The 14,249-nt window shown below is 39.0% G+C and carries 14 protein-coding genes and 1 riboswitch; of the genes, 12 read left to right on the plus strand and 2 right to left on the minus strand.

Features of this window, described 5'->3' with window-relative positions; translation table 11 throughout:
* Positions 1-4: 4 nt before the first annotated feature.
* The gene (metA, locus tag OK414_RS10100) at positions 5-916 is read right to left on the minus strand and encodes a homoserine O-acetyltransferase MetA (RefSeq protein ID WP_016763824.1); all 912 of its coding nucleotides are present in this window, start codon (positions 914-916) and stop codon (positions 5-7) included.
* Between the two features lie 351 nt (positions 917-1,267).
* On the opposite strand from metA, the gene OK414_RS10105 reads away from it, so the two are divergent.
* The 6 genes from OK414_RS10105 to OK414_RS10130 all read left to right on the plus strand — a co-directional run bounded on the left by OK414_RS10105 (position 1,268) and on the right by OK414_RS10130 (position 8,131).
* A complete protein-coding gene (locus tag OK414_RS10105; protein ID WP_263045568.1) occupies positions 1,268-2,956 on the plus strand; it encodes a formate--tetrahydrofolate ligase in 1,689 nt (562 codons plus the stop codon).
* 273 nt (positions 2,957-3,229) lie between these two features.
* On the plus strand, positions 3,230-3,748 hold the full coding sequence (locus tag OK414_RS10110; RefSeq protein ID WP_013082833.1) for a hypothetical protein: 519 nt from the start codon (positions 3,230-3,232) through the stop codon (positions 3,746-3,748).
* 61 nt (positions 3,749-3,809) lie between these two features.
* On the plus strand, positions 3,810-4,286 hold the full coding sequence (locus OK414_RS10115) for a glutathione peroxidase (RefSeq protein ID WP_013082834.1): 477 nt from the start codon (positions 3,810-3,812) through the stop codon (positions 4,284-4,286).
* A gap of 124 nt (positions 4,287-4,410) precedes the next feature.
* On the plus strand, positions 4,411-5,064 hold the full coding sequence (locus OK414_RS10120) for an HD domain-containing protein (RefSeq protein WP_216875062.1): 654 nt from the start codon (positions 4,411-4,413) through the stop codon (positions 5,062-5,064).
* A complete protein-coding gene (locus OK414_RS10125; RefSeq protein WP_016763828.1) occupies positions 5,045-6,943 on the plus strand; it encodes an ABC-F family ATP-binding cassette domain-containing protein in 1,899 nt (632 codons plus the stop codon). The genes OK414_RS10120 and OK414_RS10125 overlap by 20 nt, the downstream gene beginning before the upstream one ends.
* Before the next feature lie 63 nt (positions 6,944-7,006).
* Positions 7,007-8,131 carry a conserved virulence factor C family protein gene (locus OK414_RS10130; protein WP_034652739.1) on the plus strand — a complete coding sequence of 375 codons (1,125 nt, stop codon included), beginning with the start codon at positions 7,007-7,009 and terminating at the stop codon, positions 8,129-8,131.
* Between the two features lie 29 nt (positions 8,132-8,160).
* Here OK414_RS10130 and OK414_RS10135 read toward each other — a convergent pair whose 3' ends face one another.
* On the minus strand, positions 8,161-9,027 hold the full coding sequence (locus tag OK414_RS10135) for a polysaccharide deacetylase family protein (RefSeq protein ID WP_216875066.1): 867 nt from the start codon (positions 9,025-9,027) through the stop codon (positions 8,161-8,163).
* Positions 9,028-9,268: 241 nt separating this feature from the next.
* Here OK414_RS10135 and OK414_RS10140 point away from each other — a divergent pair, with 241 nt between their 5' ends.
* The 6 genes from OK414_RS10140 to OK414_RS10165 all read left to right on the plus strand — a co-directional run bounded on the left by OK414_RS10140 (position 9,269) and on the right by OK414_RS10165 (position 14,245).
* Positions 9,269-9,706, plus strand: coding sequence for a BrxA/BrxB family bacilliredoxin (locus OK414_RS10140; RefSeq protein WP_014460467.1), 438 nt, complete (start codon positions 9,269-9,271; stop codon positions 9,704-9,706).
* A gap of 128 nt (positions 9,707-9,834) precedes the next feature.
* Positions 9,835-10,620 carry a class I SAM-dependent methyltransferase gene (locus OK414_RS10145; protein ID WP_263045569.1) on the plus strand — a complete coding sequence of 262 codons (786 nt, stop codon included), beginning with the start codon at positions 9,835-9,837 and terminating at the stop codon, positions 10,618-10,620.
* A 380-nt stretch (positions 10,621-11,000) separates the two neighbouring features.
* Positions 11,001-11,603 (plus strand): YpjP family protein, encoded by a 603-nt coding sequence (locus OK414_RS10150; RefSeq protein WP_025752035.1) that lies wholly within the window; start codon positions 11,001-11,003, stop codon positions 11,601-11,603.
* Positions 11,604-11,791: 188 nt separating this feature from the next.
* Positions 11,792-12,106, plus strand: a complete 315-nt coding sequence (locus OK414_RS10155) for a thioredoxin family protein (protein ID WP_013056696.1) — start codon at positions 11,792-11,794, stop codon at positions 12,104-12,106.
* 91 nt (positions 12,107-12,197) lie between these two features.
* Positions 12,198-12,331: riboswitch (cobalamin riboswitch) on the plus strand.
* Between the two features lie 257 nt (positions 12,332-12,588).
* Complete coding sequence (locus OK414_RS10160) at positions 12,589-13,548, plus strand: ABC transporter substrate-binding protein (protein ID WP_014460464.1); 960 nt, start codon at positions 12,589-12,591, stop codon at positions 13,546-13,548.
* Positions 13,549-13,636: 88 nt separating this feature from the next.
* Positions 13,637-14,245, plus strand: coding sequence for an adenosylcobinamide amidohydrolase (locus OK414_RS10165; protein WP_016763832.1), 609 nt, complete (start codon positions 13,637-13,639; stop codon positions 14,243-14,245).
* The last annotated feature ends 4 nt before the right edge of the window (positions 14,246-14,249 follow it).

Below are 14,249 nucleotides of genomic sequence, written 5' to 3' on the forward strand. Positions count from 1 at the left end.
TCTTTCATTCCCACAGATAAGGAGTCTCTTGGTAAACATAATAGTTCAACCAATTCATAAACAATAGGTTGGCATGAGAGCGCCAAGTTTTTAAAGGTTTTTTGTCGGGATCATTGTTTGGGAAATAGTGTTCCGGAAGCTTTGGCTCTAGTCCTTTTTCTGTATCTCGAAGAAATTCTTCTTGCAGTGTTTGAACGTCGTACTCTGGGTGCCCTGTAACGAAAACAAACTTTTCGTCTTTAGACATCGCCATATACACACCAGCTTCTTCAGAATAGGAAAGAAGCTCAAGGCCAGGATGATTTTGTACTTCATTCATGTCTACATCAGTGTGACGGGAATGAGGAGAATAAAAGACATCATCAAATCCTCGCAGCAGCTTAATTGGTTCTTCACTCGATACAACATGTGTAAATACACCCGTGCATTTATCAGAAAGAGGTCGCTTGTCAATGCCGAAGTGATGATAAAGTCCAGCTTGAGCTCCCCAACAGATATGAAGGGTAGAAGTCACATTTGTTTTACACCAATCCATAATTTCTTGAAGTTCTTTCCAGTAGTTTACTTCTTCAAATGGTATATGTTCTACAGGTGCTCCTGTAATAATCATTCCGTCATATTTTCGTTCTTTAATTTGTTCAAACGTTTTATAAAACTGATCTAGGTGATTTTTACTCGTTGTTTTTGCTTTATGGCTTGCCGTGTAAAGAAGTGTAATATGCACTTGCAGCGGTGAGTTCCCGAGTAAACGTAATAATTGCGTTTCAGCTTTTTCTTTTTCCGGCATTAAGTTTAGGATAACAATATTAAGCGGGCGAATTTCTTGGTTAACCGCGCGCACGTCGTCCATAATGAAAATTCTCTCTTTTTCTAAAATTTCTTTTGCCGGAAGATCACGTGGAATATTAATAGGCAATAAAATTCCTCCTATTCGATTTCGAAGTAATGACGCGTATAAATGTTCTTTCTCACGTGAAAATGAGGTTCAACATTTATGTACAATATACTATTATAGGAATATACAGAATATTAAGCAATTGAATTTTGAAAAAAAAGAGCATTAATATGCGTAATGGCTAAAATGAAATGGTACAATAAGGTTAAACTGGAGTGTTGCTATGCTTTTTTAGCGTGACTGAAACTCATTAAAAATTATAGCGCAGTCGTTCCTGTATTTAGTAAACTTCATATCTCCCCCAAAAAACGGATTTTATCCTTTTTTGATGAAGTGTTTAAAAAGAATTCTCAGCAGAAAAGGGGTTATTATATGACAACTAAGAAGCAAATAAAAAGTGATTTGCAAATTGCACAAGAGGCAACGATTAAACCGATTAAAGAGATTGCCGAGCAGCTAGATATTTTAGAGGGCGAGTTAGAGCCGTACGGACATTATAAAGCAAAGCTTTCTTTGTCCGTTATGGAACGTTTACACACAAAACAAGATGGAAAAGTGATTTTAGTTACAGCTATTAATCCAACTCCAGCAGGAGAAGGGAAGTCGACAGTGACGGTTGGCTTAGCTCAGGCATTACATAGATTAGGTAAAAAAGCGATTGTAGCCATGCGTGAACCATCTCTTGGTCCGGTAATGGGAATTAAAGGAGGTGCCGCTGGAGGCGGTTATGCTCAAGTGCTTCCAATGGAGGATATTAACTTGCACTTTACCGGAGACCTGCATGCCATCACAACAGCTAACAATGCGCTGGCAGCTATTTTAGATAACCATATACATCAAGGCAATGAATTGCGTATTGATACACGTAAAATCACGTGGAAACGAGTGGTGGATTTAAACGACCGCGCGCTGCGTCAGGTTGTCGTTGGATTAGGTGGTCCGATGCAAGGTGTTCCTCGAGAAGATGGATTTGATATTACCGTTGCATCAGAAATTATGGCTATTTTCTGCTTAGCGTCAGATTTACAAGACTTGAAGCGTCGCTTAGCGTCTATTGTGGTAGCTTATAACATAGACAATGAGCCTGTAACGGTTGCAGACTTAGGTGCACAAGGAGCGCTTACTCTTCTTTTAAAAGATGCGATTAAACCAAACCTTGTACAGACGTTGGAACATACTCCAGCCCTCATTCACGGAGGTCCTTTTGCTAATATTGCCCACGGCTGCAATAGCGTCATTGCAACAAAAATGGCTGTAAAACTAGGCGACTATGTAGTAACAGAAGCGGGATTTGGGGCAGATTTAGGTGCAGAAAAATTCCTAAATATTAAAGCTCGTATGGCAGATATTAAACCAGAAACGGTAGTAATCGTTGCGACAATTCGCGCTCTGAAAATGCATGGAGGCGTTCCTAAAGAGCGTTTAAATGAAGAAAACATTGAGGCTTTAGAAGCGGGAATTGAAAATCTTGAAAAACATATTGAAACGATTCAGGCATTCGGCGTTCCTTATGTTGTAGCCGTGAACCGCTTTGTAACAGATTCAAAAGATGAAGTAGAAGCGCTTATGAATTGGTGTGCTTCAAAGAATGTTCCCGTTGCTTTAACAGAAGTATGGGAAAAAGGTGGAGAAGGCGGCGTCATGCTTGCTGAAAAAATTCTTGAAGTCATGAACGAGATAGAAAGTCAGTTTTCGCCTCTTTACGATGTGTCAGCTTCGATTCAAGAAAAAGTAGAAGCTATTGCTAAAACCGTCTACGGAGCACAAGGCGTAGATTTTGCTCCAAAAGCGTTAAAGCAAATACAGCAATTTGAAGCAAACGGATGGGATCACCTGCCAATCTGTATGGCCAAAACACAGTATTCGTTAAGTGATGATCAGACGAAGCTTGGGCGACCAACTGATTTTAAGATTACGGTGAGGGAATTCCGTCCTTCGCTCGGAGCTGGCTTTCTCGTTGCGCTAACAGGTTCAATTATGACAATGCCTGGACTTCCAAAAAAACCTGCTGCGCTCAATATGGATATTGACGAGAATGGACATGCACTAGGGATTTTTTAAGAGAAGAGGCTAGGGTAAGAGTATTTTAGTTGAAGGAAAATCCGAACGATGAAGCAAGATTCTTGATGAAGAATCAAACTCGTTCGGATTTTTTCATAGTTATGGTAAAAATAAGTTTCATGGGTGTAGTGGCTTCTAGATGTAGATTGGGTGGACTTAGTTGTGTCTCAATCTCATTCTTGCAATATAAAATAACAGGTATTTTATGAATTAATTTGGCAAGAAAGAAGAAGAGCTGACTGTTCGCATTTTATAAAAAAGGAAGTAGTTGAAATGTTTGATCCAATTGTATTTGATAATTTAAAAGTGGTTGTAGAAGGAGAGATCTATGATCTTGACTTATCTGGGCAAGTATCTGTTACGAATCGCGAAGATTTTGTAGACTTAGCTCAATTTACTCGAACGTACCGCATTTCTTTTCAACCGCATTTTTGCTGTACCGCGTCCCTAACTTTATCAACCGACTTAGACAACATTCATGCGGAATTAACGCCTTCCCGTGTAGAAAAACCAGGGTGTACAGTTTATATTCATTTTCAGCTAAAAAAACAAAAACCGTTTGAAGAAGCTGAGTTTCGAAATATACAGGAAATGTGTGAGAGGATCTGGGGAACAACAAGAGTTGTGAAGCAACGTATTACTCATGAAGTTGGAGGAAGCGAATATGAAAACAATATTGCGGTAACCTTTAACCGATTTATTTACGAAGATCAAGTAGGAGATTTAATCGAGATGATTGATTATATGCTGCAAACGACTGATCAGCTAAAGGTTCTTTACGACAAATCATAAGAGCGTTTCAGTTGTACTTCAGAAATGAAGTGAATTACAATAGGAAAAAGGAGGCGTTTTGATGAGCGTGTATGAATACTCGGCAAAAACAATTAAAGACGAAGACGTATCGCTATCTAACTATCAAGGTGACGTACTGTTGATTGTGAATACAGCTAGCAAATGCGGCTTCACCCCTCAATATAAAGATTTGCAGGCGCTGTACGAAGAAGAAAAAGAAAATGGCCTAACGGTTTTAGGTTTTCCTTGCAATCAGTTCGGTGGTCAAGAGCCAGGAAGTTCAAATGATATTGAACAATTTTGTGAGTTAAACTATGGCGTTTCGTTTCCGATGTTTGCAAAAGTAGATGTAAAAGGGGAGCACGCACACCCGTTATTTACATACTTAGCAGAACAAGCACCGGGCCTGCTAGGTTCCAAAGGGATAAAATGGAATTTTACAAAGTTTTTAGTGAATCGTCAAGGTGAAGTCGTGAAGCGATACGCACCTCAAACTGCACCAAAAGATATTCAAAAAGATATAAAAGAATTGCTGTAAAAGCAGGTGGATTTCCATCTGTTTTTTATTTTTCAGCAAGGATTTTCAAAGGGTGACCAGCTGTCAGTGAGACGAGCGCCTTACTTTGTGCTAAAATAATGGTGGATATAATTGAGGTGAGCAAATGAATAAAATAGCGGAAACGGAAAAGTGGGTTCAAGCAAAGCTTGCGCACGACACGACGGGTCATGACTGGCAGCATATCGATCGCGTGCGTCAAAATGCAGTGCTTTTATATAAAAAAGAAGGCGGCAATCGGGAAGTTATCGAACTAGCCGCACTTTTACACGATGTTGTAGATGATAAGCTAGTGGAAGATGTTGAAAAGGCGTACGAAGAAGTGTGGGAGTGGCTGAAGAGTCATCAGGTAGAAGAAGAGAACTGCAAGCATATCGTTCACATTTTACAAACGATGTCATTTAAAGGCGGAAACCGTCCGGCTATGGCTACGCTTGAAGGTCAAATTGTTCAAGATGCAGATCGTTTAGATGCGATCGGTGCAATTGGTATCGCACGTACGTTTATGTATGCAGGTGCTAAAGGCACGGCTTTGTATGATGAAAACATTGCTGTACGAAGTGAGATGACGGAAGAAGAATACAGACACGGGAAATCAACGGCTATTGCACATTTTTATGAAAAGTTATTAAAGCTCACTGCGTTAATGAATACTCAAACAGCACGGTCTCTAGCGCAAGAGCGACATACATATATGAAAGAATTTTTAGTTCAATTTAAGAAAGAGTGGAATTATCATTATGAAAATGCTGACTGTTGAAAACTTAACAAAAACATATGGAGAAAAAGAGCTGTTTCATCAGCTAACATTTACAATTACGGAAAATGAGCGAATCGGCTTAATCGGTGTAAACGGAACAGGAAAATCGACGCTTCTTAAAATTATCGCAGGTCTAGAGCTCGGAGACGAAGGAGATATTGTTCATGCTAAAGACTACAGCGTGACCTATTTACCTCAGCATCCTGATTTTGATGAAGACTTAACGGTTTTGGAGCAAGTTTTCAGCGGAGATACGCCTCTTCTTAACTTACTAAAAAACTATGAGCTAGCTCTGTATGCGTTAGAGCAAGATTCTGCAAACGAGAAAAACCAGCAAACATTGTACGATTTACAGCAGAAAATGGATGCGATGAACGCGTGGGAAGCCAATTCTAACGCACAGTCGATCTTAACGAAGCTGGGAATTTCAAATATGAGTGCAAAAATCGGTGAGCTTTCAGGTGGACAGAAAAAGCGCGTGTCAATTGCGCAAAGCCTAATTCAAACACCTGATTTATTAATTTTAGATGAGCCGACTAACCACTTGGATTATGAGACGGTTAAATGGCTCGAAGAATATTTATCCAAATATCAAGGAGCCGTATTGCTTGTTACTCATGATCGCTATTTCTTGGATGCTGTTACAAACCGAATTTTTGAGTTAGACGGTGGGAATTTATATAGCTATAAAGGAAACTATGCTGCTTTTCTAGAAGGAAAAGCGATTCGAGAAGAGCAGGAAAAGGCAACTCAAGCAAAATTAAGCAACTTATATCGCAATGAATTGGCTTGGATTCGCCGAGGAGCAAAAGCGCGTACGACTAAGCAAAAAGCGCGTATTCAACGATTTGATGAATTAGAGGGGAAGCTCGATTCTTCTGAAAAAGAATCACTGGATTTAAGTTTAGCAGGCAGCCGCCTTGGGAAAAAAGTGTTTGAATTAAAAGATGTGTCTAAGACGTATGAAAATAAAATCATTCTTTCAGACTTTACGCACATTGTGAAAAAACAAGACCGGATTGGAATTGTCGGAAAAAATGGAAGCGGAAAGTCTACACTTTTGAATATGATTGCAGGGCGAATTGAGCCGGATAGCGGTGAAATTGACAGAGGACAAACGGTTAAAGTTGCTTACTATACCCAAGAAAGCGACGATATGGACTTAAATCAACGCATGCTTGATTATATTAAAGAATCGGCAGAAGTTGTGCATACGACGGATGGGAAAATGATCTCTGCGTCGCAAATGCTCGAGAGATTTCTATTTCCTTCACATACGCACGGAACACCAATTCAAAAGTTGTCCGGAGGAGAGCGCCGTCGTTTATACTTATTGAAATTATTAATGACATCGCCAAATGTTTTGCTTCTAGATGAGCCGACTAATGATTTGGATACTCAAACGCTAACGGTGCTTGAAGACTACCTCGAAGAATTTCCAGGTGTCGTTATCACCGTATCACATGATCGCTATTTCTTGGATAAAGTAGCAGATTACTTACTAGTTTTTGAAGGAGAAGGAAACATTTCGATTTATTTTGGCGCTTATACGGATCAATTGGAAGAAGCGATGAAGAAGAAACAGGCAATGGTTCAGCAGGCTAAAGTGAAAGAAGAAAAGCCAAAACAGCCGGAGAAAACGAAAAAGCGTCGCTTAACGTATAAAGAACAAAAAGAATGGGAAGAAATCGAAGGTAATATTGCAGCAAAAGAAGAAGAAATTGAACGCTTAACAAGTGAAATTGAACAGGTGGGCAGTGATTATACAAAAGCGCATAACCTATCGTTAGAACAAGAAAAAGCAAATGAAGAATTAAGTACACTGCTTGATCGCTGGGCAGAGCTTTCAGAGCTGATTGAAGAAATTGAAAACGCGTAAACAAGTCGTTAGACTGAGTATAAGCCACATGCTACAATTTTAATGAGAGGAGTACGATACGACATGAACATTAAATCAATTGAGCCAACGCCAAGTCCGAATACAATGAAAATTAATTTAGACGAAGTGTTATCAGGCGGAAAAAGCAATAACTATACGGAAAAGAATGCTGAAGCGGCCCCGGAAGTTGTTCAAGATATTTTAAAAGTAGAAGGGGTAAAAGGAGTCTACCACGTAGCGGACTTCTTAGCAGTAGAGCGAAATGCCAAATATGATTGGAAGCAAATTTTGCCGCAAGTTCGTGCAGCGTTTGGTGAAGATTTGCAAAGTAACAGTGAACAACACAAAATGAATGAGCATTTTGGTGAAGTCAATGTGTCCGTTCAAATGTTCAAAAACGTACCGATGCAAGTCAAATTAACGGACGGAAATGAAGAAAAGCGTTTTGGCCTGCCCGAACGATTCGCAAAAGCGGTAGCAGAGCTTCAAAGCTTTTCAGATAATGTAGTGTTAGAACGGAAATGGAAAGAACAAGGCGTTCGTTACGGAGAGTTAGCGGCTATCGGAGACGAAGTAGTCGAAGAATTAGCAGCAGCATATCCTCAAGAAAGATTAACTCGCCTTGTAGCCAATGCACAAGAAGAAAAAGAAGGCGGAAAAGTTGTACAGCCGCGTAAAACCTATAAAGTTACAGAAGAGATGCTAGAAGACAAAGATTGGTCAGTGCGCTATGCTCATTTAGAACAAATGGATCCGACAGAAGCTGATTTAGACGTTTTAAATAAAGCGCTTGATGATGAAAAAGCATCTATTCGCCGCTTAGCTACCGTCTATTTAGGAATGATTGAATCAAAAACGGTACTACCTTATTTATACAAAGCATTAAAAGATAAATCAGTCACTGTGCGCCGTACTGCTGGAGACTGCATGTCAGATTTAGGCTTTGAAGAAGGTATTCCGGCAATGTGTGAAGCTCTTAGTGATAAAAACAAGCTTGTGCGCTGGCGTGCAGCTATGTATTTATACGAAGTAGGGGACGAGACAGCTCTTCCTGCATTAAAAGCAGCAGAGAATGATAAAGAATTTGAGGTAGACTTACAAATCAAGCTAGCGATCGAACGTATCGAAGGCGGAGAAGAAGCAAAAGGTTCTGTTTGGAAACAAATGACAGAAAGCAGAAAAGCATAAAAAAGATCATTCACTTGAATGATCTTTTTTTATGACTGCTTTGCAGTAGCAGTTGGAAACTGCATAGGCTGCATGGTGTTATCAATTTTAATAGGCTGATAGCCGGACTGTTTTAAGTAAGTCAAAATAGTCGGCAGAGACTGTGCAGTAAAGGATTTGTCATGAAATAAAATGACGGGTGTTCTTCCATTGGAGTTAACCCCTTGAATATGAGGTTCAAGGCCCTGAATAATTCTAGGTGCAGAACGAAGTGCCCAGTCTTCACTGTCTACATTCCAGTCCCATAATTTAAAGTGGCTTAGCAACTCTGTACGGTGTGGCTCTTTTAAATAAGGAACGCTGCCGTAAGGAACGCGGATTAACTTACTGTCAACACCGGTTACTTTCTTAACTGTTGCTTGACACTCCTGCATTTCTTTTAGCGCAGCGCCGTCTTTACTATACATGACATGAATATCATGGGAGACGCCGTGACAGCCGATGGCATGACCTTCTTGTGCTACTTTTTTAGCAATTTCAGGGTGAGCGTCAATTTGATGCTTTAACATAAAGAAAGTTGCTTTTACGTTATATTGACGCAAAGCATCTAAAATATGAAGAGTATCAGGTGTTGGACCATCGTCAAACGTAAGATAAACAGGCTGTGTAAGAGCTTGATTTTGATCGTTCACCGTATTTCCTACATACATATTATGGTGAAGTGTATTAAGCAGCTTCTCAGGCTGTGCTGAAGATGCAGCTTCTTTCAGCGGCAATGCAGTAGATGCTAAGACTTGCTGAGATGAAGCAGATTCACTTCCTTTGGCTTCTGTAATAAAAAACAAAGAAGCGACAATCACTAACACTAAAGACAGAAATGCATAAAATCGTTTGTTTGGCTTAAATCGCTGGTTCAATTTGAAAATCCTTTCTACTAAACTACTATTTACTACTATAGTACAAAAAATGGAATATTAATAGTAAAAATCGACATTTTTATGGAAAAAACTTAGATGATATGACCCGGTTTTGATCTTTTTTTGTCAAATGAAAAAGGAGAACGGGACAACGATGAGGATTTGAAGAGTGAGTAGCTAGATTTTTCCTGGTTTTTATAGTATGCTTTTAGCGTGAATGATTGTTAGGAGGAATGTTAATATGTCAATGGCATATGAAGAATATATGCGTCAGTTAGTTAAACCAATGCGTCAAGAATTAACTCAAGCTGGTTATGAAGAATTAACAACAGAAGAAGCAGTAGTTGATTTTATGGAAAATGTTGAAGGAACAACTTTTGTTGTCGTTAATTCAGTTTGTGGGTGTGCTGCTGGTTTAGCACGTCCTGCAGCGACACAAGCGTATTTACAGTCTGAGCAAAAACCAAATCAAGTGGTAACAGTTTTTGCCGGTCAAGATAAGGAAGCAACAGCTAAAATGCGTGAATATTTTGGGGACATTGAGCCCTCATCACCGTCTATGGCGCTTTTAAAAGGAAAAGAAGTCGTTCATTTTATTCCTCGACACGAAATTGAAGGTCAGCCGTTAGAAGTTATTTTTGAAAACATTTTAAATGGTTTTAAGCAGCACTGTTCATAAAATGTCCTGCTTTTGTCACATCTAGTATATAGATTTTTAGAGAAAAATCGCATATACTTTATAAGAAAAAGGATGTCTATAGACATCCTTTTTCTTTATGTAAATAGCCAAACAGTGTAGGGGGAGTTATGAAAGTGATTGTTACGACTGCTGGTCGAACAAATGAACAGATGATTGTAAAAGCCAAACAAGTAGCCACTGATTTAAGTATACCTTTTGTAACAAGAGAGAAGAAATCCGTTGCAGATCTTCAGAATCTTCAAGCTGCAGACGTGCTGGTTGTCGGTAAGAATAGAGTAGAATTGCATGTCCAAAATGAAGAGGAGCCTATTTTTTTTCATCCAAATTCCGCTATGTTTAGAGTGAAGAGATGGCTGCGAGGAGAACGTGATTCGTTTATTGAAGCTGCTAGTTTGGAAAAAGGAATGAGCGTGCTTGACTGTACACTTGGTCTTGCATCGGATAGTATGATGGCGAGCGCAGCGGTAGGGAAAAGCGGAAAAGTTGTCGGACTAGAAGGCAACCGCTATGTAGCTTATTTAGTCAAACAAGGACTCTTAAATTGGGAAAGTGACGTACAAGAGTTGAATGATGCAATGAAGCGTATAAACGTGGTTCATCAAAATTTTGAATCGTTTTTGGCGTGTTGTGAAGATAATTCTTTTGATGTTGTCTACTTTGATCCTATGTTTCAAGAGCAAATTGAGGAATCGAATGGAATTAACGGTATTAAAGCAATAGCACTGTATACCACGCTGACGCCCATGGCTATACAAGAAGCAAAAAGAGTAGCCAAACAAAAGGTCGTGCTAAAAGATCATTGGAAAAGCAGTCGTTTTGAAGAGCATGGATTTACCGTGCAAAAACGAAAAACATCAAAATTTCATTACGGGACAATTGATATACAAAAATAAACAAAAAAGTAAAAAGAATCACGCTCATTGAAAAGACTTCCAAAACCTTTTAGGAATTAAAAAGTTTTGGAAGTTTTTTTTGTGAATTTCATCTAAAGTTCATAAAAGTATGATATATTTTTGAACATAAAAATACTTTTGTGTTTAAGCATCCAGCAAAAAAGGAATATCTTGTATAGGTTTCCGCTCGGTGTGACAACCTCAAACAGAAGAAGGAAGGTGCTAACTAAAAAGTTGTCGAATGCCCGTAGACAGCATAAATGAATAAGCAAATATAGGTAAAAAATTAATAAGTATGTTACAATACCTAGTGAGTTATGACAATGAATTTTACGATATGAAAAGACCATATGGGAAAAGATGAGAAAGGAAAGATACGAATGCCTAGATGGATAAAAAGAATGCTAGTTGTATTTATTACAGTATTTACATTTGGGCTTGTCACTCCACCAGAATATTTATACGTTGATGATGCAAAAGCGGACAAGCAACATAAAGCAGGGTATGTAAGAGAAACAACTCCTGTCACAGCTGTTATAGAAGATATTCATTTGCCATATGAAGAACCAAAATATGAAGACGTTTCATCATTTGTTACGTATGCAATGGAATCAGCTGAAAAACAGTCAGTGGAAAAATTCGGAACAAAAATTGGACCTGTCATTGAAGATGAATTTCGTCAAGCAGTGTTACCTAAAATTGAAGAAGTGCTGACCGACATTGGCACTGAACGTGAACAGTCAATTCAGAATCTCGAGATAAGCGAGCATCCTGCTGCTGGCTACGGTGAAAAGATTTTCCATGTATATGACCGGGAAACCGGTCAGGACTTAATACGATTTCATGTACGGCGTGAAAATCCTCCAAAAGATGGATACTGGTTTAATTTTCACTATCATGCGGCTGCAGATAATTTTCAGAAGCATTATGATTTAGGGAAAATTTATTGGAACCGAAACATGCCGCCTAAATGGTTTAGCTGATAATAGACACAACATTCTGCGATTTCGAAATGTTAGCTTTTTTAAGCTAGCATTTTTTTACGTCTAAAACCGTTAGGGTCTAAATAAGCTGAAACATTAGCACAACGATAAAAAAATCGTTTATAATGAAGTCAGACTTCTTACCATAGAATAGTGAGAAGGAACGAATAGATGCTGGAGGTAACACAATGAAACAATTTACGGAAGAAAAACAATTTCGCGAACAAATTAAGAACGAAACACTAAGCGTTGGGATTTTTACGACAACGTGGTGTCCTGATTGCAAACGTTTGGATATGTTCATTGATGAAATCGTTGATGAAAATACAGATAAAGCATGGTTTAAAATTGACAAGGATGAGTTTGAAGAACTTTCTGCTGAAAACAATGTAATGGGTATTCCTTCTCTTCTTGTATATAAAAACGGTGAAAAAATTGCACACTTGCACAGTGCAAATGCTAAAACGCCTGAAGCGGTCCGTGAATTTTTAGCAACTCTTTAATTCCTTAAGCTGCGAGAGCATTCTTGCAGCTTTTTTTTGTGAGAATGGCTATTTCCATTTTTCCATGAGTGGGGTATACTAGGACAAGTGAATAATCGTAAAGCAATAAGGTCTCAATTTAAAGATTGAGTGAAAAGGGAAGTCTGGTGAAAAACCAGCGCGGTCCCGCCACTGTAAGCGCTTTGTGCGTAAGTCAGGAGACCTGCCTTATTGTTAGCTGTGAAACCTTCGAGGAAGGGTGAAGCAGGGTAATGAACATACATATCAAGTATAGTGAACGGATTCTTTTCCTGCTTATCTTGACGTTACCTGCTTTGCTTTCAATTGAAAGTAAAGCTTTTTTATTTTGAAGCTGCCGGCGAGCAGTATACATAGTCAAAGCGGAAAAACGGGATAGCGCTGCTTTTTGCATGATCATTTGCTTTTTCTTTAACGTGGAGGTTTCGTATTCACAATGAACAATATATAGGGGGAGTATTTAGATGAAAAAATGGCTTTCGTATTCCATTATTGCACTGTTAGTCATCGTACTTGCTGCATGCGGTGCAGGCAGCCAAAGCAACAGTGATAAAAAAACGAAGCAAGATACGGCACAAACGTCACAAGCTGCATTTCCAGTGAAGGTAAAAGACGCGCGTGATAAAGAAATTACGTTGAAAAAACAGCCTAAGAAAATTGTTTCCTTAATGCCAAGTAATACGGAAATTGTATATGCCCTTGGCCTTGAAAAAGAATTAGTCGGTGTTACAAGCAACGATGATTATCCTAAAAGCGTAAAGAAAAAAGCGCAGGTAGGAGATATGAACGTTAATGCGGAAAAAGTTATTGCTTTAAATCCTGATTTAGTGCTAGCACACGCTTCAAGTATGGGCGTTTCGGATGAAGTATTTAAACAAATTGAAAGTGCGGGTATTCCGGTATTTGTTGTAAAAGATTCAACAACGTTTGACACGGTTTATGATTCTATTACGCAAATCGGTAAATTAACAGGTAAAACAAAAGAAGCTAATCAAACAATTAAAGACATGAAAGAAAAAGTAGCTTCAATTGAGAAAAAAGCAAAAACGATTTCAAAAGAAGATCGTAAAAAAGTATGGATAGAGGTATCAGGAGCTCCTGAGATTTATACAACAGGAAAAGGTACGTTCATGAACGAAATGCTTACTATGATCGGTGCTGATAACGTAGCGGCTAGTGAAAAGGGTTGGGTTAAGTTTTCTGAAGAGCAAGTTGTTAAGTTAAACCCTGACGTTATTATCGCAACGTATGATGCAGATAAAAATGAGATTATGAAGCGTCCCGCTTGGAGCAGCATGACTGCTGTAAAAGAGGGTAACATCGAGAAGGTTGATCAAAACAAAATCAACCGCTTAGGACCTCGTATTGTAGATGGCTTAGAGGACTTAGCAAAAGCAGTATACCCTGAGGTGTACAATAAATAAGAAGAGGGACCATATTCCAGTTCGAATTGAAAAGGGGATTGGTCCCTTTTCACATCTTAAAATTGAAGAACGGCCTGAGCTTTTAATCATGAAAACCGAGACTTCTTATAAAACATACAGCTCAGGGGTTTTAGGAACAGGCATTACGGAAACGGACACCTTTTACAATCGATTTGTTCACAAAGACTATTATTCAGATACTCCTTCTTTGGAGTATGAGCAATATTTGATGAAAGAAAATGTGCGCCATGAGCAAATCGTAGGGTTAATGACAGCCGTTTGGTTAAAAGAAAGAGCGATTTACTGTTATGAAGGCTACGGAGTAAGAGTAGCTTCCGTGATAACGGCTGGAGTAGGAAACGCAGTAGATATTACAGCTGACGAAGCTGTCCCGTTCTATTCTTCTCCCGGTACAATTAATATGTTTTTTTTCGTGGAAGGTACGCTTACGGATGCAGCGTTTTTACAGCTTTTTATTGCGGCCACAGAAGCTAAAACAAAAACGCTGTCACAGCTGGGTGTCATAGATCCGGCTACAAAGACGATTGCTACGGGGACATCTACGGACAGCATCTCAGTTGCAGCGTCTCAGCAAGGACCATTATATGAATATGCAGGCTCTATGACCGCTTTAGGGCAAGCGGTAGCCAAGCTGGTGAAAATAAGCTTAGAGCAGGGACTTAAGGGAAAGAGGTGAAGAA

The sequence above is a fragment of the Priestia sp. JV24 genome (assembly GCF_025910025.1).
In the GTDB taxonomy this organism is placed as follows: domain Bacteria; phylum Bacillota; class Bacilli; order Bacillales; family Bacillaceae_H; genus Priestia; species Priestia megaterium.